At 45.4% G+C, this 24717-nt stretch carries 13 protein-coding genes; all 13 read right to left on the reverse strand.

All coding sequences use genetic code 11. The features are described from left to right. Nucleotides 1-492: 492 nt before the first annotated feature. The 13 genes from H1A11_RS13315 to galA all read right to left on the reverse strand — a co-directional run bounded on the left by H1A11_RS13315 (nucleotide 493) and on the right by galA (nucleotide 24576). Nucleotides 493-1329, reverse strand: a complete 837-nt coding sequence (locus H1A11_RS13315) for a hypothetical protein (RefSeq protein ID WP_117601331.1) — start codon at nucleotides 1327-1329, stop codon at nucleotides 493-495. Between the two features lie 26 nt (nucleotides 1330-1355). Continuing rightward, on the reverse strand, nucleotides 1356-3125 hold the full coding sequence (locus H1A11_RS13320; RefSeq protein ID WP_117966704.1) for a RagB/SusD family nutrient uptake outer membrane protein: 1770 nt from the start codon (nucleotides 3123-3125) through the stop codon (nucleotides 1356-1358). Between the two features lie 12 nt (nucleotides 3126-3137). Beyond that, the gene (locus H1A11_RS13325; protein ID WP_117966679.1) at nucleotides 3138-6386 is read right to left on the reverse strand and encodes a TonB-dependent receptor; all 3249 of its coding nucleotides are present in this window, start codon (nucleotides 6384-6386) and stop codon (nucleotides 3138-3140) included. A 403-nt stretch (nucleotides 6387-6789) separates the two neighbouring features. Continuing rightward, nucleotides 6790-8487, reverse strand: coding sequence for a glycosyl hydrolase (locus H1A11_RS13330; protein ID WP_138344608.1), 1698 nt, complete (start codon nucleotides 8485-8487; stop codon nucleotides 6790-6792). Nucleotides 8488-8509: 22 nt separating this feature from the next. Next, the gene (locus tag H1A11_RS13335) at nucleotides 8510-10492 is read right to left on the reverse strand and encodes an IPT/TIG domain-containing protein (RefSeq protein ID WP_117601316.1); all 1983 of its coding nucleotides are present in this window, start codon (nucleotides 10490-10492) and stop codon (nucleotides 8510-8512) included. Between the two features lie 21 nt (nucleotides 10493-10513). Beyond that, nucleotides 10514-11815 carry a glycan-binding surface protein gene (locus tag H1A11_RS13340; RefSeq protein WP_165491360.1) on the reverse strand — a complete coding sequence of 434 codons (1302 nt, stop codon included), beginning with the start codon at nucleotides 11813-11815 and terminating at the stop codon, nucleotides 10514-10516. 16 nt (nucleotides 11816-11831) lie between these two features. Continuing rightward, nucleotides 11832-13553, reverse strand: coding sequence for a RagB/SusD family nutrient uptake outer membrane protein (locus H1A11_RS13345; protein ID WP_117601318.1), 1722 nt, complete (start codon nucleotides 13551-13553; stop codon nucleotides 11832-11834). Nucleotides 13554-13573: 20 nt separating this feature from the next. Further along, on the reverse strand, nucleotides 13574-16840 hold the full coding sequence (locus tag H1A11_RS13350; protein ID WP_117601319.1) for a TonB-dependent receptor: 3267 nt from the start codon (nucleotides 16838-16840) through the stop codon (nucleotides 13574-13576). A 225-nt stretch (nucleotides 16841-17065) separates the two neighbouring features. After that, entirely contained in the window at nucleotides 17066-18046 is a 981-nt protein-coding gene (locus H1A11_RS13355; RefSeq protein WP_131225529.1) for a glycoside hydrolase family 5 protein, read from the reverse strand. 107 nt (nucleotides 18047-18153) lie between these two features. Next, nucleotides 18154-19446, reverse strand: coding sequence for a beta-mannosidase (locus H1A11_RS13360; protein ID WP_117601321.1), 1293 nt, complete (start codon nucleotides 19444-19446; stop codon nucleotides 18154-18156). Between the two features lie 91 nt (nucleotides 19447-19537). Then, on the reverse strand, nucleotides 19538-20821 hold the full coding sequence (locus tag H1A11_RS13365; protein ID WP_061411757.1) for an acetylxylan esterase: 1284 nt from the start codon (nucleotides 20819-20821) through the stop codon (nucleotides 19538-19540). A gap of 72 nt (nucleotides 20822-20893) precedes the next feature. After that, the gene (locus tag H1A11_RS13370; protein ID WP_057256135.1) at nucleotides 20894-21781 is read right to left on the reverse strand and encodes an AraC family transcriptional regulator; all 888 of its coding nucleotides are present in this window, start codon (nucleotides 21779-21781) and stop codon (nucleotides 20894-20896) included. A 350-nt stretch (nucleotides 21782-22131) separates the two neighbouring features. Beyond that, nucleotides 22132-24576: a beta-galactosidase GalA gene (gene galA, locus H1A11_RS13375; RefSeq protein WP_181757330.1), complete on the reverse strand. Its 2445-nt coding sequence runs from the start codon at nucleotides 24574-24576 to the stop codon at nucleotides 22132-22134. Nucleotides 24577-24717 lie beyond the last annotated feature (141 nt).

Raw genomic sequence — 24717 nt, forward strand, 5'->3', positions numbered from 1 at the left:
ATTTAATAGCTTATTTATAAGATCTAATTATTTTAAAGTGCTCCTTTAGAAAACACAGTGGAGAAGAATGACGTAGGAACTGTGAAAGCCCTACCTGCAGAAAGCGGTTGTCTAACATTTCCATACTCCCAATAAATATAATTTCCATTGGTAGCACTCAAAGATTTTATAGTATATGTGCCTGGATTAATGTAAAAGTAGTACCAAGTGTTTGAACTATGCTTTGAGTATAAGGAAGATCTCCTATATAAACCAAATTGAGATATCCTCTTGACGCTCTGAAAGTACTTCCTACGACAAACGTTCCCCAATTAGACTATGTCGTATAATCTCTAATGCAATCACACGATAAATTCCACGAGCCAAGAAATAACAATATGGAGAATCCTAGTTCACACGCTGTCAAAACATATTGTTTACCACTTTGTTTTTTATGTGATTATTACTTGAGGAATACGGGCGGATATTACCCGCCCGCACATCCAATATTGACTATTTTCTCTTGAAATTCCAGAACCATGCGGTACCACCTCCAGAAGTCACCCCTGGCTCAGGTGCGCAAAGCCGAAGTTCATCCTCTGTGATTTTCAAGATGTGATATACATACTGACGTGCATTTCCTTGATTAGGTTGTACGCCCAACAAAGGAATAGTACCAGAAAATTCAATTGTACCTACATCCCATCCAGATTGTACCATATCTTCTGAAACTTTTACAGAGCCACTTTCACCACGGCTTGTCTGGACACCTGACAGACTAAGCGAGAACCAACCATTCAATCCGTCATCAGGTAGTCCCGCACCTATAGCCTGCCCATCAATTTCTCCACTACGGACAACCCACCAACCGGGACCTGTGTTTGACAGAAATCCACCATTACCCCAGCAGCCGTCTTCGGCTTCTGTATTCCAAGTCCAAGTTGTTGTGCCATAACCACCATCCGGAGTTGTACCAAAGATATCAGCATAAATAGCAGGAAGATCCGTGTACTCCGTTACTGCTATTGATTTGGAAGCCGATTTTGTAATGGAGCCGTCCGAATTAATGGCTGTTATATACACTTGCAATTCTTTATTAGGAGGAGCTACTTGAACCGACGGAGCCGTACCTTCTGCCAACTTGGTATCAGACGTAGCATCATAAACCTTCACATAACGTGACGGAGTAGGAACAATCCGAATGTTGTTGTTTCCCTGATTCTTGGCTACAAGTTCAAAAGTAAGATTTTCCGGTGTGACATTAGGATCCGGACTGATTTCATCCACTATCGGATCACAAGCCACCAGCAGCATTGCAAACAAAGGCATTGCGAATAATATCTTTTTCATATCTTTTTTCATTTTAAATTCATATTCTATTCTTGCCAACCATTATACTCAGCACTTGCATCCGTATAACCCGCATTTTGTTCTACCTTTCCTTCATTCAAGAGGACTTGGTTTTCGGGAATCTTCTGGAAACCTGCCGTAGCCTTATAACGTGCGGCATAACCACCGTTCTGCGCCACATTACGGCTTTCAACCCCATTTGTATAAACTTTTGCTCCCGTCTGTCTTTCAAGGGCATCGGCAGCAATATGCCAACGGCGAATATCGTTCCAGCGAGTACCTTCAAAACAGAGTTCCCAACGGCGTTCATTCTGCAATGCAGCCAACGAATATGTACCAATAGGTTCAAGTCCGGCACGACTACGCACTCTGTTTATACCGCTAACATCTTCCTTCAATTCAGACTGCATCAACAATACATCCGCAAAACGAATCAAAACCAAATCATGAATAGAACCGGTTTGCATCAGATTATCATTAATCCAGCCGTCGGCACCATACATTATCTTCTCAAATACCGGTTCAATCGTTTTATTTCCAGCCTCACCCGTATTATAAGCCATAATAGAACCTATTTTCATCTGATAATAATCTGTTTCTTGGATAAAGCCGTCACCACCACCTTTATTATAACTCGGCATATCCTCCGTCTTGAATACGGAGGCCGGACGACGGGCATCATTGTGTTCTGCCGCACTCCAATCATTATAAAGATTGGGAGCTACAGGACCGGCCCCCCATCCTTGTCCAAAGGGGAAAGAATTGGCCTGATCATTGCCACGTACACCAAAATGCAGAGCATAACCGTTACCATAACCGATAGTAGTGCTCCAAGATGCAAGTTTATTATATTTAATGGCAAACATGGATTCGGGATTTACCGCTGCATCATCTTCTACCCATTTCAGCCCCTGACCGGCAGTAAACGGAAAATCTTCTACCGTACATCTATTGGTATATGCCCACAAATTACGAAACTCAGGAACAAGACTATAACCGGAATTATTCACACAATCATCAATATATCCAATCACATCCTGCTTGGTCAAAGTTGTCCCATCAGGCAAATCAACTGAAGTCAACGGACTATAGTTCGTACTAACCAAATCGTTCAGAGTTTCACCATTGCCATACATGCCGGTATAATACAACCAAGCACGTCCTAACATAGCTTCAGCCGTATATTTATCAACATGCCCATCCGATTTACGAACAGCCGGCATATTTGCAGCCGCATCGCGAAGATCCTGCAGAATCTGCCCCCAGATAACAGCGGCAGTCGGAGGAGTAGTATCTTCGGGCAACAAAGCAGTAATCACCAAAGGTACACGGCCATACATAGAAGCCAACTCGTAGTAATAAAAAGCACGAAGAAACTTGGCTTCGCCCTCAGCCTGCGCTCTTACTTCCGGATCCATTTCAATACCGGCAAGAGCCTCCAACAACGTATTGGCACGGTTGATTCCTTGATAGCGAGCCACCCAGTAATCCTGCGTAGCATTTGTACCCGTATTACAAAGAAGGTCTAAAGATTGCATCAACTTGTCATTGGGACCACCACCACCCAACATATCATCGCAAGCCAGCAGGGAATTATACAAGAAAGACTGCTGCGGAAAAGCATTGACATTATTCAGGTTCTGATATATGGCAGCTAAAGCCTGATTGGCATCTTCAGCCGTTTTAGGAAAATTGGTCGTATCTTTTTCCGTCAGACTCATCGAGTCCAGACTACAAGAAGTAAACGTTCCTGCCATCATCAAAGCTGCCCCTATTAAATATGCTATTTTTTTCATCATGTATCAATTTTAGAATTTAACATTAACACCTACCATATAAGTACGAGGTTGAGGATAGTTACCTACATCAACACCGGTTACCCACGGTTCTTTGTCATTGAGAGCTCTACCATTCTCCGGATCCATCCCTTTATAACCGGTAAAAGTAAATAGATTCTGTGCAGCAGCATACACACGAAGTTGCTGGAACGGACAGTTCTTCCAAATTCTCTTGAAATCGTATCCTATTGTCAGATTTTGAATGCGAACATAGTCGGCATCATCAATATAAATATCTGAAATGGCCTGGAAATTCTGTCCACTATTTCCCGGCGCAAGCAGCGGATATCTGTTTGAGGTTCCTTCTCCGTGCCAGTAATCGTAAACTTCTGTCGTATAGTTTTCATACTGTCCGTCTGAGAACTTTCTCCAAGAACGAGCCACTTGTGCACCAAAAGCGCCATAGGTTGTTACAGAGAAATCAAATCCTTTATATTCCGCACTTAACGTAAGCCCCATTGTCACGTCAGGATGAGGATTACCCAAATCAGTCTTATCATCATCATTAATCACCCCATTTCCATCAACATCCACAAACTTCAAATCGCCCGGTTTAATACTTGCACCTTGCTTAGAGTTTGCCGCATTGCCTTTACAATTCTGGTCAAGATATGCCTGCAAGTCATTCTGGTTCTGAATGACACCGTCCGTCTTATAACCATAAAAATAGCCAATAGGATGTCCTTCTTCCATACGGACAAACCGACCCGTACTCTGAGCCAACAAATCATTACCGCCTTCAATAAAATGATTGGCGTTATTAACCTCCGTCACTTCATTCTTATTATAGGCCATATTGACATTCACTCCATACTTGAACTCCTTACCAATCTGATCTCTCCAGCCCATTGAAAGTTCAAGACCAGTATTCTTTACCGTACCGGCATTTTGATATTGAGAAGAGAAACCGGAAGCCGCATTGGTACCCACTTCCACTAACAAATCTTTCGTCTGCTTGTTATACCAGTCCATGGTAAAACTCAGACGGTTATCCAAGAAACGGGCATCAATACCGATATTGGTCTGTTCTGAAGTTTCCCATGTCAAATCGGGGTTAGCCAGACGATTCGGGTAAGCTCCGGTTGTACCTCCATTCTTATCTGAGCCAAATGTATAAAGGCCATAATCGCCAAACTCGTAACCGGCACGCCAATTTGAATTAGGGATATTGTCATTACCATTCTGTCCCCAACCAGCACGGATTTTCAAGAAACCAAGCCAAGAAGCAGTATTCTTCATAAAAGCCTCGTTTGAAATAACCCAACCAGCAGAGAATGATGGGAAATATCCCCATTGATTGCCTTTCGCAAACTTAGACGAACCATCGGCACGAATGATAGCAGAAAACATATAAGTTTCCTTAAAGTCATAATTCAGACGTCCAAAATAAGACATCTTAGAACCATAATCCGAGGGATAACCATCTACTGTAGCAGTAGCTTTACGTTCTGTATTATGTAAATAAGCATGCGTAAAGTCGCCAAAAGCACTATTATAACCGGTTGCCTCTACTGATTCGCCATAAGTTGGTCTTGATTTAGAATACTCTGTACCAACCAAAACATCAAAATGATGTAAGTCTGTAATATCAAACCGATAACTCAACGTATTAGTCAAACTCCAGTTCCAACCCAAAGACACGTTATTTATCGTTTGGTCTTTATCACGGCTATCCCCCTGATTATTAATGCGGTAAACAGGAAGATATGAGCGCCATGAACTTGACCATTGTTTGTAACTAACCTGACCTTTATAAATAAGATTCTTAAGTGGTTGTACTTCCAGATATGCCGCTGTGTTCAGATTAAAATTCTTATTCTTATTATTCCCAGCCTGATTATATACCATGTGAGCCATCGGATTAGAAGCATATGCAGTATAATCAAGTATACCATTAGCACTCGTTCCAAAATTCTTCAAATCATCATACATGAAGAAATCACCATTCTCATTATATACAGGAATCAGAGGAATAGCACGCAAAGCATTAGAAAGGTCATTCGAATATTGATTACCTAACTGCACACCTTGATTCTGTTTGTGCTGATAATATATATTCTCACCAAACTTTATCACATCCATATCTCCCTTACGGTATATCACATGCTCAGAATTAATGCGGAAAGTAAAACGACGATAGTCAGTCTTCACTGGACCACCGAATGCACCATCCTGATACTGATAGCCTATACCTGTCGAAAACTTGGAGAATTCAGAACCACCTGTTACATTCAACGCATGATTAGTAACCACAGCATTTTTATTCCGGAATTCTTTTACCCAATCTGTACCTGGATTGGTACCATTCTGATAAGCAGTCAGCAAATCAGCATCTACGAATTTTGACCAATCATACGGTTGGCCTCCATTATTATAGGCTACTTGATCCATTACCGCCATATATTCTTTGGCATTCAGCATATCAGGCATCTTATATACATTTGCCCAGCCTATGTTTCCATCATAAGATACAGAAACCTTTCCTACCTTACCCTGCTTCGTAGTAACAAGGATAACACCGTTGGCACCGCTCGAACCGTAAATTGCACAAGATGCAGCATCTTTCAACACATCAATACGTTCAATATCGGCAGGATTCAAGGCGTTAATATCGCCACCGGCTACACCATCAATGACGTAAACTGGAGCTGTATTTCCGTTAGTACCAGCACCACGAATATTAATTTTAAATCCATCGCCTGGCTGACCGGAAACGGCCTGAATATTTACACCCGGAGACTGGCTTTGCAAAGCGCCCAATGCCTGCGTGGTATTTAATTTTGCGATGTCTTCACCTTTTACCTCAACCGTAGCACCTGTCACCAGTTTCTTCTTCTGAATACCATAACCTACTACGACTACTTCATCCAGCAATTCCGTATCTTCTTTCAGCTGAATTTTGAAATTAGTCTGGTTGCCTACTACGATTTCTTGCGGCTGATAACCGATAAAAGACACAACAATCGTTGCTCCCGGCTGAACATTCAATGTGAAATTACCGTCAATATCAGTAATAACACCATTTGTGGTGCCTTTTTCCAATACATTAGCACCGATAACCGGTCCCATTGCATCTGTTACAGTACCTGTGATTTTTTTTGCTTGCTGCACAGCATCTATTGCATCGACCGATGCGGCGAAAAGTTGCGGAGTATAAGTCAGGCTGACAGCCGAACAGATACCTACGAGCAGCGCGGTTCTTCTGAAATTTAAATTCATACTTATATTTTTCTTAGATTAATGAATTGGTATTGCCTGGCGGCATCTACCGTTTAATATAAGGTTAAACTTCTCTTTTTGAGGAAAAATTAAATATACCTTATTTATAAAGTGGTTGGTATACATATTACTCCTTTCCCATAAGCATTTTTCATTTCATTAACGGTTAAACATTATATGATTATTATCAAATTTCAATCAGGCTTGACAAAAGTAGACTTTTGACAACAAACTTTATAATACTATCTTATCAAATAACGACACTCATTTAACATCCATTACTATTTCCCCTAAAAGTATAAAGCATGAATTCCACAACAGACAACTAAAAGCTATAAAAAACAGAAAGGGTTGCCCCGATACTAACCAGAGACACCCCTTTCCATTTTATTATTAAAAATTGCTATTCCATAGAAGGAAGCTCATCACGAGAAACGACAAATTCCTGGTTCATAGCATCCTTCCACCATGCTTCATCAGCATGGACTACCGGACTGCCGTCCTCATTTGTTCCGTCATACCACGGCATGAACCAACTCCAACGCGCACCAGATGCCCATTGTTCGGAAATAAGTCCGACCGTACCACATTCGCTCAGCGAAACAATCTTATTTCCATAATTTCCGGCAATGGAAGTATATTCTGAAACACAATCCGCAGTTTCCTTATTATAAATATCACGTCCCACGATGTCTACATATTGGTCTCCCGGATACCAATCGGCATCATCGCCCTCGGTAGTCCAAACCCAGATAAGATTATCCAATCCTTCAGTCTTGAAGTAGTTGAACATAGCAATCCACAGAGATTTAAAGCTGGCAGCATCCTTACCCCACCAGAACCAGCCACCGGCTGCCTCATGGAATGGACGCCACAATACCGGAATATCCGCATCTCTCAACAGCTTCAAGTAAGCGGCAGCATTTTTCAAATCTTCGGTAAATACCTTGTTTTCCCAAGTGCCTTCCACCGTGGCATTGGCAGCGTCAAACTCCGTATCTGCCTTATAGAAGGCATAATCCTTGTTCGGGTCAAGAGCTGTACCGTTACTTTCAAGATAAACAGCAACTGCTGTATAATCATGTCCGCCAATGATGAGACCACCTTCTTGCAGGGATTTCAAAATATCCTCGGTAATCAACAATGTATAGTCCCCGGATATGTCAAAATAATCAGTTCCTGAAGCAATCTCGCTCCAACCACTGTTTTTGAACGAACCTTGCGCCCCCTCTGCCACATCTTTCACAGCCACGCGTATCACCTGACCCACTTGCGCATCAGCAAAGACAGCTTTTGCAGCATCATCCGTCATCTGTACATTTCCACTCCAATCACCCGGCATTACCGTCTCTCCTTTCCATATTTGGGTAGAAGAAGCTTCGCCTACAACTTTCTTGGGTACATTCCAATGCCACATGGCAGCTACGATGCCACCTTTGTCAGACCAATCCTTAACAGGAGTAATGTCACCGTAATTAATCCAGTCTGCTCCAGCTACAGATGCCGGCAGATGAACATAGTCGAAACAGTTGATAGCCGGATATTTTCCAGTCCATCCGTACACCTTTTCGGACATTTCCGTATTCCAGGCAACATCGGCCATCATGGCAGAAAGTGTCTTCGTCTCGAAGTTATCCAATAGATAATTGTACAGTTTCACAGCTTTAACCGAAGTAGCGGCAACCAGTGTCTTGTCCAAAGCGACAGTAGAAAACTGAACCGATACAGCCGGAGCAGGCATTTGGTTCGGTCCTGTTACTATTCCCTCGGGAATAGAAAGAGAACAAGCCGTCTCTCGCTTGGGAACATTCACTTTTACAGTCAGTATATTGCTTGCGCCAAGCACATCGGCACTTATCAGTTCACCACCGGTAAACTGGATTTCGCTCAGATTGTCCGTTGCAAAGAATATATTCTTGTCATATTTCACCTCAATGGTGATTTCTCCCGTTTTCACTTTGGCAGCTCCACTCTCAGGAGTAGTAGACACCAATACCGGTGCATCCACTGCAGGGATATCATGATCGACATCAGTATCGCAGGAGGCAAAAATAAAGACCATTGCCAGGATGAGCATCCATCTTATATTTAAAGTTTTCATAAGCTAACAATATTTCTATTTTTTATTTTACTTCAATTGTAATTTTCTTTACAATCAAATATCCCCCTTGGAAAATAAGACCACCACTTTCCTGCAATGCTTTTAAATCATTTGCACCAAGTGAATAAGAATATTTGGTTGCTCCCGCCTCAATATTTACAGCATCTCCACCTGCAACCTTCTTAAAATCTGGCAATGTAGTCCAACCGTCACCTTGCCCCAATTTAAGTTGCCACCAAGTGCTCGATGTATCTTCTTCAAAATAGAAATTTAAAGTTTGTCCTACGACAACCGTATTCCAATCATATCCTCCCCATGCAAGGTCTTGACACCCATTTGCCCAGTTCCCTAGTACAACGAAACCTTCCCAAATGGTCGCTTCTGGAGCCAACACCTCCATCGTTACATCAGATGTAAATTCTTTACCCTCATAATTAACCATTCTAATAGCCGTCACACCAGTTGCCGCTGTTTTGGGAACCGTCATTTCGACCTCAGTTTCCGTACGTTTACCAAACGCCGTCACTTTAACTTCACCTATATAGAATGCTTCTACGGTATTCAAATTTTTACCCGTAATTACAAATTCACGACCTTGAACAACAGCACTCGGATTAATTGTAGCAATAGCAGGATCAGTGGCAGGAGTGATATTCAATGTCAGAGTAGTCTTAACCTCCATTCCATTCTTTAGAATCAAAGTTGGAGCACATGTTTCCGCAACGCCCGGCACTGTTATGCCTAACAGTTCATCGCTTATATGATTATACTTCGCAAGCATTGCTGTCGGTGAATCCTCACCTGCAAAAACAATAGCTGAAACTAAATCCAAATCTGTACCAGCAATTATCAATGTATCACCAGCCGTCAAAGCAGCCGGAGTAAATACAGCAATGGTAGGCTTCAATGTTTTATAGGCAATAGTCACACTTTCTCCATTGAACAAATTTAAAGCAATATCTCCATCTTGAGCCAATTCAGGAACAGTAAGTGTTATCTGAGTAGCAGACGCTCCCTGTTTTAGTTCAACAGCCTCAGAAACATTCGGGAATGTTGCACTGACAATCAAATCTAAATCTTTACCTGTAATCGTAATATCAGTACCATTCTTTACTATTTCGGGAACAGCAGACAAGTCCGTAGGAACTACTGTAGCAATTTTACCTGCCGCAACTTCAGCCCCAGAGTAACATACCAACGTCACAGCTCCGCTCTTAGCCGTAGCCGGAACAACAACAGTCAATGTTTTAGCATCCTCAGAAACAGTAATTTCTGAAACTTCTACATCTCCAAATTTCACAGAAGAAACCCAATTTAAGTTTTCCCCTTCAATCACCAATGAACTACCAGCCTTGATTGTCCCAGTACTACTTTTTGTATAGGTAGGAAGTGCAACAGTCAACATTTCCTCACTATATATCCAATTAGGGATTTCAGCTCCGTCCGAAATAATAATCTGCCCCGTTTTAGCTTCAACCGGTACTTTCACTTTTATTTCCTTACGTTCTTGGCTTTCGAATTCGGTCACAATAACGTTATCCGCGAAAATAATTTCTTTAATGAGATTCAAATATTCGCCGGTAATTGTAATAACCTCACCAGGATTCACTTCTAGAGGAGAAACAGATGCCAAATCAATCGGCTCCGTAAATGTCAACTCTGTTTTTGTTGTAATATCCCCCTTCGGAGTCTTCAAGACAACCAACCCCGGCTGGGCTGTCTGGGGTACAGTGACACGGATTTCCGTATCACTGACCACTTCGATGTCTGTTATATCGTCGCAACCGGGAATAGCAACGGCAGTCACCTTATCCATGCCACTGCCCAGGAAACGGAGTACACCGCCGCGAGCTACGGGACTCGGTCCGAATACATTCAGATTGATTCCCCCTTTATATTGGTTGGTATCTTCATCATCCCCATTGTCGCAGGCCGTAAACGTCAAGCAACTGAAGAGCATCAGGCACATCATCCACAGTGCCGGAAATTTATATGTTTTATTCATATCAGTATTCTATTTAAAAGGTTATTCAATAGGTACCACACGGATGTTGTCAATCATAATCACCGGATTGCAATCCTTACCTTCCACACCACCTGCCCAGACAAAGAATGTCAATCCGGTCAGCATAGTCTTGTCAAAAGCCCTATCACACTTATTGCCTTCATGCGTCTTGTTGAACTCGGACAGATTCATGGAAACGGTTGTCCATTTACCGCCCGTATCATAGGAACCCGTATTCTTCCAGGGCAACCATAAACCTCGCGGCACATTCGTATCACTAAAGTAAGCATTGTTTCCGGTCGCATACGTCACCACATCATTACCAGTAAACATTACTTGCAGAGCACAAGACTGCCACGGATTGGAAGAAGGAATATTCACCTCAAATTTCAGTTGCAAACCATTGACACCATACTCCTCGAGCAGTTCTGCAAACTCAGGACGTGCAGAAAGTTCGGGATAACCGGCAGACGGTTCCGGCCAGTAATTGAATGAAAAATGTTCTTCATCCCAAGTAGCACCGATTCCCCCTTTAAGTTCCCCGGCAAAACGAATATATGCACCATCAATACTATTTTCATCGGCTTCTTTCAATACCGCACTACCATCACGCCAACCATGAGCAATAGCCATACCGCCATGAGAGCCATCCCAGTCAAAGAGTATGTTGCGGGTATCATGATAGCGGAATTTGGAACGTCCGGTACCGTAAATAGACTTCACGTTGATATAGCCTGCAGGAGCATTGTCCGGAAGAATAAAACTGACCGCAGTCTTGGTTATGTTCGTAATATTAGTCACTTCCACATTACCGGCCATCGTAATGGTCAGTGGCACATTCGGGTCATCAATGAAATAGTCACCAATCAGTGTCACCTCACTACCCGGCTTTGCAAACTCACAAGAAATGGAGTTCACGGTAGGAGCCGGAACCAACACCTTGAAGTCATAATCTATGGTATCTTTTGCTCTGGTCACCATATAAATCTTATCGGTCACTACCGAAGGAATCTCTTTCGGAACATCTACCATAAGTGTATGGTCAGTGATGTAACTTGTATTAAGTATCGCCTTCTGGTCATTGAAATAGAGCTCGTAAACACTCCGCAGATTCTCACCGACCAGACAAATCGTATTCGCCATATAGGCCCCCGTCAGCAAAGAATCTGCCGCAGCCGGATCAGGGACACGAACATACTTCAAAATAGGCTTTCCGCCTGCCACCTCATATTTATCCGGTTCATCCTCACAAGCTGCCATGGAAAAGCTTGCTGCGACAACAACTGCCGCGAAGAACCAATTCGTATATCTATTATTTTTCATCTTTTCAAGCATTAAATTAATAACTGAATTCAGAACGCACATCTACGTGTACCGGGTCTTTCATCAAATTAGGATTGAACACCACGTCTTCTGTCGGGAACGGCAATGTAAAACTGGAAACTGTTACATTCGGTGCCTTTGCATCCGGGTTGTAACGAGTTTCATCCGGATTTACCGTCCAACTACCATTCTCATAATAAGCTTTGTAGGTAGTGCCCAGATTATAATAAACATCACGGCGCTGCGCCTTCAGCTCATTGATAGCACGCTGGGAATCATAATATGCCAAACGTACATAATCATACCAACGGTCACCTTCGCAAGCCAGTTCCAGCCGACGTTCCTTCCAGACGTCCTCCCAAGTAATGGAGGTTTTCGGAGTAACTCCCGGAATGGCACGGCCACGTACTGCATTGAAAGCATCCAATGCACTCTGGTCTGTAGTAGAGGTAGCCAGTCCCATTTTCGCCTCGGCATATACCAGATAGATATCGGACAGGCGCAGGATATGGGTTGCCAGGCCGCTGTACATATTACCAGCCGATACGCCCAAGCCCAATAGATGGTCATTATTGTTACCATAAAGATGCTTCACATGATTGGCACCGGTAGGAGACTGATAATCGCCATTAGGGCCACCCTTGCCATATTCGGCATCATAGATAAACCGCAGATAATCGAATCCGCCCTTGTCCTGCCAGAAATAACTGTATACATCACCTGCCATCATCATGGTAGCCTTACGACGGGTATCCGTATCCGAACGAGTCTCAGGGCTTTCCAAAGCGGAAATTCCAAATGCATCCTGCAAATCAACCGACGGACCGGCATAACCGCCCCAGCAGTCACCAAATTCATCGAATCCCACCATTGCCAAGTCCGACTGCAATGTATTCTGCTGTGTCCAAGGGTCACGTCCTGCTGACCAATGCCAAGAGAAGAGGCACTCTTCATTCTTGTTGTTAGCCAAACGGAAAACATCGGAATAGTTGGCCAGCAGATTACGACCGGAATTATTAATTACATCCTTGGAATATTCTGCCGCTTTTGCCAAATCATCCGCATTGCGAGTACCGGAAAGACCACTCTTGGTCAGATACACCTTAGCCAAAAGACCTTCGGCACAATAACGATCAATACGTCCCGTTTCGCCTCTGGCCGGAAGCAATTCCATAGCTTTCTCCAGAGTCATAATGATATACTCGTACACATCGGCTGTCTCCACCTTGAATTTGGAGTTATAATTACCGGAATTCAATTCAGCCGTATTATCATGGATAATGGGTACTGCCCCAAAACTACGTACCAAATAGAAGTAAGCCATGGCTTTCCATGCCAGACACTCGCCCATACACTGATTTTTCACAGCTTCTGACGCATTTGCCGTCTTCAAACGAGTATATACGGTATTGGCATGACCGATAACTGCCCACAAAGAATAGGACATATTCACAAGGTTCTCATCCGTACCATTCACCGTAAAATTCAGGTAAGGACTGTTTCCCTCGTATACATTTCCGGACAAGATTTCACCGACTTTAATAAAACCGCGCTGAAAGTCATACCAAGGTGAGTTATAAAGGTAATTGACTCCTTGCACACATTGCTCGTCATTCTGGTAAAAATTCGATTCGTTATAATTATCTTCAGTAGGACGGTCCAGGAAATCTTCGCATGAAACTGTTCCCATACCGAGTACAGCTGCAAACGCCCAATATTTAATATATCTGATTTTCATGTTTTCTTCAAATTAAAGTGTTAGAATGAAACGTTCAAGCCGAATGAATAAACTGTAGGAGACGGATAACGTCCGTTGTCCAGACCATATACATTGACGCTTGAAGTACTAGCACCAATTTCAGGGTCATAGCCATCATAACCGGTAATGGTCAGCAGGTTCTGAATATTGGCATAGATACGCAAGTTGCTCAGCCCCAACTTATCAATCGTCTTTTTCGGGAAAGTATATCCCAAAGAGATATTCTTCAGGCGGATATAGGAACCATCTTCAATATAACGGTCACTGATACGGTCGTTGTCATTCGGGTCATTGATAGTGGCGCGTGGAATGGAAGCTCCCGGGTTTGCCACCATGACGTTAGACACATCATTATACCACATGGTTCCATCTTCGTAGACCTTGTTCGGATTGATAGGAACAAGCTGTGCACGTCCGTTTACAGCATTCAACTGGTTGGTCCATGGAGAGTTCATATGCGTCAGCTTCATGGAAAGGTAGTTGTACACCTTGTTGCCATAGGAACCGTTGATGAAAACGGACAAGTCGAAGTTCTTGTAACGGAAAGTATTGGTCCAGCCAAAAGTAAACTTAGGCATCGGAGAACCGATATTGGTCTTGTCATAGTCGTCAATAACGCCATCGGGCACACCGTCAGGACCACTGATATCCTTATATTTCACATCACCCACCCATACGGTATTGGTACGGTCAAATACACCGTTTGCCGGGTACTTGGCAGGTTTCGGAGAAGTCTGAAGGTCCTCCAGGTCCTTGTAAACACCATCACAGACAAATCCATAGAAGTTATAAAGTGATTCGCCTACACTGGACACACTGACTACATCGGTCCACTGTCCGTAACCTACAATCTGGGCATTGGCTGTACCTGCCAATCCTTTCAGTTTGTTCTTGTTGAAAGAAATCTGGAAATCGGAGTCCCATTCAAACTTACCCGTAATGGGATGCGTGTTCAGAGAGATTTCAAAACCGGTATTCTCTATGTCACCATAATTACCTTTCGGAGCAGCCAATGCAGAAGAACCATTGCCGGAAGTACCCATATAAGAAGGTAATTGCAACGGCATCAACATATCACTGGAAGTTTTCTTATACCACTCTACCGTCAGGTTGATACGGTCGTGCAGGAATCCCAAATCCACCCCGACGTTCCATTGCTCCTGAGACTCCCATTTGATGGAAGTGTTCGGTATATTGGAGGGGCGATACCCCATACCCAGACCAGAAGGCATACGATTCATGGATGTACCCCAGGCATAACCACCGATGTTGGCATTACCTGTTTGTCCCCATCCCAAACGCAGCTTACCGTTGCTGATTACCTTCTTCAACGGTTCAAAGAACGTTTCATTGGAAAAGCGCCAGGAAGCAGCCAACGAATGGAAGCCTGCCCAACGGTTTTCAGGGCCGAAGTTTGAAGAACCGTCATAACGATAGGTATAAGTACCCAGATAACGGTCGGCATAGTTATAAGTCAGACGTGTAAAGAAAGATGCCATGGACGAACTTCCAAAACCTGCGTTGATAGTCGGTGTTCCCGTACCCAAGGCCGGATTGTGCACTTCATCCGAAGGCAGACCGCTATTGAACACACTCGTGAAGTCATAGCTGGACTCCCAGCACTCCTGACCCACCATGGCCGTATAATGATGCTTGTCGCCTATGTTTCCGGAATAGGTCACATAGTTCTTCAATTGCCAGAATGTACTGCTGTTCTTCTGGATACTGCTTTCATTGCTGGAACGTACCCATCCACCCAAATCAACCATCGGCTTGTAGCGTTCACCTTTGCTGGAACTGATGTCATAACCCAGTTCGGCATGCCATACCAGATTTTTAATCGGAGTGACCTCAAAGAAAATATTACCTGTCAGTTTCTGACGGTCCAGCAGGATGTCATCCATCATGGCAAGGGCAATCGGGTTAGGATTCGTATAGCCTTCGCGAACAACGGTGGCATAGCTGCCATCCAGATTATAGATAGGTATATCAGGAAGAGTGGTCAACGAGTAGTTAATCAAACCTTCATCACTGTCTGCCAGTTTCAGGTCATCACCCGTTGCTGTATAGGTGGCAGTCAAACCGAGTTTCAACCACTTCTTCAGTTGGGCATCCAAGTTGGCACGGAAGCTGTAACGGTTAAAGTTTGAACCGATGATGGTACCGTCCTGATCCATATAGGAAGCTGATACGTAGTATTGTATCTTCTCTGTACCACCTTGTGCCGAAATCTGGTGCTGATGCTGCAAAGCAGTCTGGAAGATGGCGTCCTGCCAGTTTGTACCTACTCCCAGCAGAGAAGGATCGGCATAATAATTACTAGGGTCAGAGATTTCACCCATGTTTGCCAAATCATTATAATAAGTGGCATACTCACGCAGATTCATCATATCCAGACGCTTTGTCTGGCGTTGAACGGCAAACATACCGTCATAAGTAAACTTAGCCTCACCCGCCTTACCACGTTTGGTCGTAATCAAAACCACACCATTAGAACCTTGCGCACCGTAAATGGCGGTTGCCGAAGCATCTTTCAGAATTTCCATACTGACGATATCAGCAGGGTTGATGGTGGAAAGCGGAGAAATGGTGGAAACCGAGCCATTACCCAATGCATCGCCCAAACCATAAGATGAACCGCTTTGTCCCTGACTCTGTACAATCACACCGTCAATTACATACAACGGCTCGGCATTGGCATTGATAGTGGCCTGACCACGTACACGGATAGAAGAGGAAGAGCCCGGAGCACCGGAAGTGCTGACAGCCGTCACACCCGCAGCACGTCCTTGCAATGACTGGTCAAGGTTGGTAATAATAGAGCCCTTAATCTTGTCTTCACTCATGGAAACGGAAGCACCGGAAAGGTCGCTTTTCTTCATCGTACCGTAACCTACCACAACAACTTCATCCAACATTTCAGAGTCTTCCTTCAACGTGATGTTCACCGTTGTCTGGTCCGTTATCTTTATTTCCTGGCTGACATAGCCTATAAAGGAAACCACGATGGTAGCTCCCGGTTTCACATTCAAGGCAAAATTACCGTCAATGTCGGTAATTACACCATTCGTAGTGCCCTTTTCCAATACATTGGCACCAATGATAGGGCCCATCGCATCGCTGACGACACCCGTAATTTTCTTTGTTTGCTGCACTGCCTCAACGGTATCCACCGATGATACTGCGAAAAGCTGAGGGGTATAACCCAGGCTGAACACCGAACATATACCCGCAAGCAGCGCTGTCTTTCTAAAATTTAAATTCATACTGCATTTCTTAGATTTAAAACAAACACAAAACCTCCCAAAAGAAGATTTTTTTAGTTAACAAAATGAGAGTAAGTCAAGAAACCGTGACATGCAATCAAGGCGTTGACACTTAAAATTACTTCCAAACAATTCATGTTTTCACAGCATCATTCTTCTTTTCTTCCATAAGCACAATTCTTTTTTCTTAATTATTAATGGTTAAATCATATTGTTTTTAAAGGGCTATTTTTTCAGTGTCGTCAATTCGTCACGAACCATTCTCCCCCACTCTTTCATGTCTGCATCTTTCCAGTTTCCCTCGGAAGAAGCCGACGGATAGAACATGGAGCAAGTCTCATCCTTGTCAGACAAAGACCAGGCCACCCAGCTGATGGAATGCCGCTGCATCCACTCCAGCCAATTCCCCCACTCTTCTTTATTGATGGGGCCGTCCCCACTTGCCTCCATACCGGCACATTCGGAAACGAAAATCGGCAAGCCCTTGCCCAGAGCATAGTCGGCGCGATCGCGCAGCCACTGTCCGTGGGTATTGGCATAAAAGTGGAGTGTATACATTATATTGCTATATCCGGTAATAGGATCGTCTGCAGCCAAATGGATGTCCTGGTCCCAATGCGGACAACCTACGAGGATAACGGCATCCGGCTCTATGGCACGAATCGTCTTGATAACCTCCACAGAGTATGCCTTCACCTGTTCCCAACTGTCTTCCACCGGTTCGTTGAAAACCTCATAGATAACATTAGGAACCCCTTTGTAACGGGTAGCCATTTGGGTGAAGAATTCCTTTGCTTCTTCCTGCCGCAGATTGTGGCTATGCCAGTCAATGATGACGTAAACGCCGTTCTTGATAGCGGCATCCACCACTTTCGTAACACACTCAATACCGAACTCGGGCTTGTTCACATAGCAGGCGCTATCCAAATCCACTCCCATAGAGGCCCGAAGCACTTGTGCGCCCCAGTCATTGACCAGATAAGCAACCGAAGAGGCATTGTAGAAACGGGGCCAGAACTGATGCCAGCCATAGCTGACACCGTGCAATACCACCGTGTCTCCTTCGGTATTCATCAACTGCGTACCATTGACCACCAATGCCGGTAGTGTTTCTTTTACATTTTCATTCTTCGACGGGTTTGTTCCACAACCAATGGTCATACCTAGGCAACAAACCGCCAACATAACTTTCCATATGCTTTTCATATCATACTTAGTATTTAGAGTAATAATCTTTCTTATATAACGGTACAAACGCTTTGTACACGCTTACATTCTAATTTTCAGGCAGGGATTACACGGAAAGGATAGGTTTAATTTTGCAACTTCCGGTTTTCCGCTTTAATTATTTCAATAGTGCTGTCCGTGGCAAAGACAGAGTTCAGTCCTTGTTGTTCTTGGGCAGGGTCACCGGTATAGTCATCTCCCTTTTCCCAGAATACATGGTCGGGATTCTGTCCGGCAAAACCGCCCCATGCCCAGAAGTTGCATCCGGCAAAGAGTCCGCCGCTCTCACGATCCTGGCGGATGAGGTCGAATACATAACGGTAATATTCATCGCGGGCAGTGGTCGGCGCCTCTTTGGAGAAACTGAAGCCGTCACGGGGAAAACCGAACTCCTCCAAAACAATCGGCTTGCTGTACTTCCGGGCAATGACCATGTGGTCATCTATATACTTCTTAGTATTCTCCTTGGCACGCGGAAGAAGTTCCGTCAGGCTGTCAGCCTTCACCCAGCCCCAGTTGTAGGGCCAGATGTGGATATTCAGATAATTGATGTTGGGGTCGGCATGAATCTTCTCGAAAAGATTCATGTCCATTTCGCATCCCCACGCGCCCTCACTGCCGGAAGACACCATGTGGTTCGGGTCGAGGGACTTGATTTGTGCAGCTACATCAGCCATCCAACGGGCAAACGGCTCCTTGTTCTCGTCAGAGAAAGCGCGAGGCTCGTTACCAATCTGCCAAGACATAATAGTGGGGTCGTCCACATACTTTATCTGATTATACCTATTGGTTCGCGAAACAATATAATTGACATGATTGGCAAACAAGGCCTTCGCGCTGTCCGATTTGGGGAACTGCTTGACATACTCCATATAGGCGGGCCATCCGTCTACGGCAGGTACCACGGCATCACCGTGTCCGGACCATTGCAGGTAAACAGAATAGCCGCCGCTCCATTCCCAGGAATTGTTCAAATAGAGTACAGCTGTCATATCACGTTCACGCAGTTCATTCATGAAATAATCCAATCCGGCCAAGATAGTATCATTATAGACGCCCGGTGCCACTTGCAAAGAGGGCTCTACCCGCGTCTTTATGCCATTTTCACCGTCAGCACCCACCAATACGCGCAGGTTGTTGATGCCAATGCTTTTCAGAAAGTCCAGCTCCTTATGCAACCGTTCACGATTGCCGCCTTCACCTTCGGAACCAAGAATGGCACCATACCAGAAATTGGCACCTACAAAATAATAGGGTTTTCCGTCGCGAACGAACTGTCCATCGGCATTGACCTTAATAAACGAATGCTCCGCAGGCTTAGGGGCACATGCTCCCAAAAGGAATAAAAGTACTGTCAGTAAAAGGAATTGTTTCTTCATATTATCAGTTTTTAAGCGATACACAAAGATACGCGGCTCATATCATAAAAAATGATACTATATTATCAGATTAATATGCCAATGTGATTAATCACATTGGCACATCAAGTTGTCTCCGTATCCAGTCCAGCCATTCATCCCACTGTTCCTGATACCAATAATGTCCGGTTTCCAGATAAGGATGCAATTCCTTCGGAGAAGCAATCACATTGTAGGCTGCATACATGGAAGTGGGAGGACAGACCTCATCGTTATACCCCCAACTGAACCAACCGGGCACATTCAGCAGGCGGGCAAAGTTTGCCGTATCATAATAGCGTACCGTTTCAAGCTGCTTTTCATCGGGAGCACCGTAATAATAGAAATAATGGGGCCAACCGCAAGCACGCTTCTTGAAGAAGGCTTCGTGGTCGCACAGGGCAGGATGAACTGCCGCCAGAAAAGTAACGCGTGAATCAAGAGCCGCCGTAATCACAGACAAGGCACCGCCCTGGCTGGAGCCCGTAACGCCCAGCGCTTTCCCGTTGTACTGCGGCAGCGAACAGATAAAATCCACAGCACGCAAAGCGCCTACCACCACACGGTTATAGTAAGAAGCATCCCGATTGTCGCGGCCGAACGTCCAATAATTGCTCAGCGCCCCACCTGCCAGCGCATCATATACAGACTGCTGCATCGTGACGGGAATGCCGTGGATACCCACCTCCAATATAATTACCTTTCCAGGAGCCGTATACGTATCTCCCGCATAAGGGCGGACACCCGCACCGGGCACACGCAGCAAAGCCGGATACTTCCCTTCTTTCTTGGGAATACTGAGAATACCGTAAAAACGTCCTCCCCAGGCTTTTGTCTGGAAGCTGACCTGATATACATTATCCGTTTCCGTACAGCGTTCGGGAAGCAGCGTCATAAGGGGATTCAACGGAGTCTTGCGCGCCTCTTCCAAGGTCTTGGCCCAATAATCCTGAAAATCGGCAGGAAGTTTCGTCACGGGTTGCAGCTGCTCAGGAGCATAGGCCGATGTAGCCAGCCCTTCATAAGTCCGGCCGTCCACATGCGCCTTGACCTTGCAACGCAAGAAGCCTGCAGTCTTCATCGTGCCTTGCAACTTCAAGGTACCATCTTTCAGCACCATGTCTTTCTTTACTTCAGTAGGATACATTTCGGGGCCCAGTTCATAGTCAATCTTGACATCGGGCAAGAGGTTCTGTGCCTTCAGCACCCGGACGGTAAACGTACACTTCTCATTCAGACGATACACCCAATCGCTATGGTCGGGTGAAACGACTACACGGATTTCATTGCCGCGTATCTGCGCCGTCACAGCACATACACACAGCAGACATAAAAATAAGGAAAAAACTCTTTTCATGATATCAGATATTAGTATTAATCATTGGTGCAAAAATAGGCACTTTCAATGAAGAATACCAATACTTTTTTATCATATCACCAGCTTCTTTTTCCGATAATTCTCACGGAATTCCTTCGGCGAGCATCCCTTCTTCCGCTTGAACATACGATTGAAATTGGACAGATTGTTGAAGCCGCAGTCATAGCACACCTCTGCAATAGTACGCGTGGAATCTACCAACATACGCGTGGCAAAGCCCAGACGGATATCAATAATGTAGTCGGAAAGCGTCTTGCCGGTGCGCAGGCGAAAGAAACGGCTGAAAGAGACCGGGGTCATGCCCACCATATCGGCCAATGAAGCCAACCGGATATCCTCCTGATAATGGGTGGAAATGTATTTCTGCACCTTCTGTACCCGGCGGCTGTCAGAGAAAGTCTCTATCTTGGCAAACGAAGAACTGGACAACACCCGAGCATTGTCATAGAGGGAAAGTTCGTAAAGGATACGGAGAAAGTTCATCACGGCATAAAAGCCCTGCTCCTCGGAAGCCAGCTTATCCAGCCAGTTGTACACCTTCATGATGGCCTGCATGGGGAAACTAAGTCCGCACTGTGCACGCTCCAGCATCCGGCGGATACTGTCGAACTGGTTCTTGTTGACAACGTTCCCGAAGAACAAGTCGGGAGAGAACTGGATGGTAATCTCCCGAATATCCCCGGAGGTACATTCATGTTGCTCCCATACATGCTCCAACTCCTTACCGGTTATCAGTACCAGGTCATAATCACCGATAATCTCGGCAGAATCGCCCACCACACGACGTACGCCGGAAGCATGTTCCGTGAAGTTCAGTTCATACTCTGCGTGACAATGGATGGGGTAGGTAAATTCTGTTTTGTGACGATCAGCAATATAGAAACAGTCACGTTCCGACAGAGGGGTTATCTCCCTCATGATATAGTTCTGGTTTTCCATAGGCATTGGTTAAAAAAATATCATGCCACAAATATACTCATTCTTTTTAATTCCACAACAGTACCATTTGTTACATTTAGAGGTAATAATTGTTATATATGAGCAGATACCCGGGAAAGTCCCGCCCGGAAAAGCAAAACTTCCGTTCTTCTCCTCCTCAAGCTCTAATGTAAGGATGTATGAGATGTATATCTCATGTTGTACGAGATATACATCTCATACAACACGAGATGCACATCTCGCACACTTACACACTATAGTTTGAGGAAGAAAGAAGCGGAGATCCCTCTCTTGCCCCATAGACAAAAGAAAGGTCTCCGCTTCGCCGGATGATATGAATGATAAGCTGCTTACTTCTGCAACTTCAAGACACAGGAAGTTTCCGGCATATTTTCCGAAACGACCGTCAGTGTGGCTTCTCCCGCTTCGCCGGTACTTTGCAACAGCACCTGTGCAAGTCCGTTGAATGCCTTTACCTGATAGGTACGGGCATCGGTGTCGGCCGGACGTTCCGTAGCCTGATAAGCGGGGTCGCCATTCCCCACCCCAAGGATGCGTACCGGACCGGAGACGGTTATCGTCAAGTCGTTGCAGGCAGTGGGGACAAAACGTTTCTTCTTGTCCTGCAACTCAATGTTACACACTGCCACATCCCGATTGTCTGCCTGAATGACGGAACGGTCTGCCGTCAGGGAGATACGGGCAGGAGCACCGGTAGTCTCCACAGTACGGACCAATATTTTTTTGCCGTTCTTATAGCCTACAGCCTTCACTGCACCGGGCTGGAAAACGGCTTTCCAGGAAAGATGGCCGTTTCGGGGCATCGGTTTGCGATCCAGTTTCTTGCCGTTCACAGTCAATTCCACTTCATCGCAGTTGCTGTATACCCAAATATCGATGCTATCACCTTCGTGACCTTGCAGATTCCAGTGAGGAAGGATGTGCAGCACCGGCTCATCCGTCCACCAGGACTTCAGATACCAGGCTTCGTCCTTGGGAAAACCGCAGTAGTCCAGAATGCCGAATTGTGAACCCGTAGCCGGGAACTTCATGGGGTTGGGCTCGCCGCGGTAGTCGAAACCCGTCCAATAGAAAAGACCCGCCAAATAGGGACGTTCGTCATAGAATTTCCAGCCACGCTCGATGCAGTTCAGCAGGCTGTCAGGTCCGTTCGGCTTGCGGTTGTGCGCCACCATGTGGCCTTTGTCGTGGGCATCGAAGTAGATGCCGCGCGTACCACAGCCCGTAGTCTCTTCCGAACCGAGCGCACGGCGGCCGGGATAATCCTTGCGGTGCTGCTCCACCGGATTCTGAAGGATGTAGTTATAACCGGCCACGTCTGCGGGAATCAAGATGGCAGGGCCACTGCTCGAAGCAACGGTCATGAGGCGCGTAGGGTCGAAACGGTGGCAATATTCACGCATCGTGGCAGCAATGCGTGTACCGTTTTCTTTCCACTCGATGCCCCACTCCTCGTTGCCTACGCTCCAAAGGATGATGCACGGATGGTTGCGGTCGCGGTCTATCATGCGTTTCAGCAAGCGGGTATGTTCTTCGTTGACACCCGTCAGACGGTTTTCCTCTATCACAAGAATGCCGAGGCGGTCACAGGCATCGAGCATTTCGGGAGTCATCGGGTTATGGGAAGAACGGTAGGCATTGCAGCCGAACTTCTTCAGTTCCTTCAATCGGTACACTTGTAGGGCATCGGGAATGCCGGCACCTACTCCGGGGTGGTCTTGGTGCATGTTCACACCTTTCAGTTTCAGAGGCTGTCCGTTCAGAAGGAAGCCCTTGTCGGCATCGAAGCGGATGTCACGAATACCCGTAGTAGTGGTATAAGCATCCACTAGCTTGCCATGCTGATAGACTTCCGTAAGCAGTGTATATAAATAAGGTGCATCCACACTCCAAAGATGAGGTTTGTCCAGCGCTATTTCACCGACGGTGAGCTGGCGGTCTTTCGGCAGTACCGGCTGACCGGCCGTTTCGCAGCGTGCCACTTCCTTGCCGTCGGCATCCCGGAGGATATGGCAGAGGCGGTAATCCTCCGTTTGCAGACCGGAGTTTTCAACAGTGGTCTCTATCGTCAGCTTGGCCTTGTCAAAAGGTGCGGCCAGCGTGCTGTGCACAAAGGTTCCGAAAGGAGCCACATGCAACGGCGCCGTCTTGTTCAGCCATACATGGCGGTAGATGCCCGCACCCTCGTAAAACCAGCCCTCCTCGAGCGTGGCATCCGCACGGACGCAGATTAGATTATCCTCTCCGTAATTCAAGTATTCCGTAATGTCATACACCTGCGTGGCATAGCCGCTCGGTTCGTGTCCCAGATAGAAACCGTTTATCCAGATACGGGCATCACGGAAGATACCGTCGAACTGAAGATAAAGATGTTTGCCGAGGTCCTCTTGTGGCACGGTGATGGTCTTTCGGTACCATCCCACAGAGTTTTCGGGGAATTTATAGCCGACGGCTTTATAGCCATGACTGTGGCTCGCCTCTTTGACATAAGGCAAATCAACCACCCAGTCATGCGGAAGATTGACCATCTTCCAGTCCACACCCCACTTCTCCGGATTGAACTTGGGAGAGTAAGGGCCCTCATTATGGATAGAGGCTGCCTTCGTCAGGTAGTTGAAGTACTCCGTTCCGCAGCCGAAATCTTTCTCCGGTGAGGAAGCATTGCCAAAAGCAAACTGCCAGCCGTCATCCAGCAAAATACGTTCGCGGACGGATTGGGCAGAAAGAGAAAAGGTAATTCCAAGAAGGAACAGAAATGCGAATAAGTGTTTCATATCGGTTAATCATAAAATGTGTTTACAAAGATAGAGCGAAAAAGATTCGTGCGGTGATACTTTTGTATCTTTTTCCGGTACTTCATGTTTCCGAGGGGAAAAAACACACCGGGCAAACAAGGGTGATAGGAGAAAAGTTTT

Origin of the sequence: Bacteroides sp. CACC 737, from assembly GCF_013874375.1 — a bacterium.
In the GTDB taxonomy this organism is placed as follows: domain Bacteria; phylum Bacteroidota; class Bacteroidia; order Bacteroidales; family Bacteroidaceae; genus Bacteroides; species Bacteroides uniformis.

Coding starts and splice junctions, on each gene's coding strand:
- H1A11_RS13365 (WP_061411757.1), bottom strand. CDS start 20,821: ATGAAAAGAGTTTTTTCCTTATTTTTATGTCTGCTGTGTGTATGTGCT.
- H1A11_RS13360 (WP_117601321.1), bottom strand. CDS start 19,446: ATGAAGAAACAATTCCTTTTACTGACAGTACTTTTATTCCTTTTGGGA.
- galA (WP_181757330.1), bottom strand. CDS start 24,576: ATGAAACACTTATTCGCATTTCTGTTCCTTCTTGGAATTACCTTTTCT.
- H1A11_RS13350 (WP_117601319.1), bottom strand. CDS start 16,840: ATGAATTTAAATTTTAGAAAGACAGCGCTGCTTGCGGGTATATGTTCG.
- H1A11_RS13325 (WP_117966679.1), bottom strand. CDS start 6,386: ATGAATTTAAATTTCAGAAGAACCGCGCTGCTCGTAGGTATCTGTTCG.
- H1A11_RS13355 (WP_131225529.1), bottom strand. CDS start 18,046: ATGAAAAGCATATGGAAAGTTATGTTGGCGGTTTGTTGCCTAGGTATG.
- H1A11_RS13335 (WP_117601316.1), bottom strand. CDS start 10,492: ATGAATAAAACATATAAATTTCCGGCACTGTGGATGATGTGCCTGATG.
- H1A11_RS13330 (WP_138344608.1), bottom strand. CDS start 8,487: ATGAAAACTTTAAATATAAGATGGATGCTCATCCTGGCAATGGTCTTT.
- H1A11_RS13340 (WP_165491360.1), bottom strand. CDS start 11,815: ATGAAAAATAATAGATATACGAATTGGTTCTTCGCGGCAGTTGTTGTC.
- H1A11_RS13315 (WP_117601331.1), bottom strand. CDS start 1,329: ATGAAAAAGATATTATTCGCAATGCCTTTGTTTGCAATGCTGCTGGTG.
- H1A11_RS13320 (WP_117966704.1), bottom strand. CDS start 3,125: ATGAAAAAAATAGCATATTTAATAGGGGCAGCTTTGATGATGGCAGGA.
- H1A11_RS13370 (WP_057256135.1), bottom strand. CDS start 21,781: ATGGAAAACCAGAACTATATCATGAGGGAGATAACCCCTCTGTCGGAA.
- H1A11_RS13345 (WP_117601318.1), bottom strand. CDS start 13,553: ATGAAAATCAGATATATTAAATATTGGGCGTTTGCAGCTGTACTCGGT.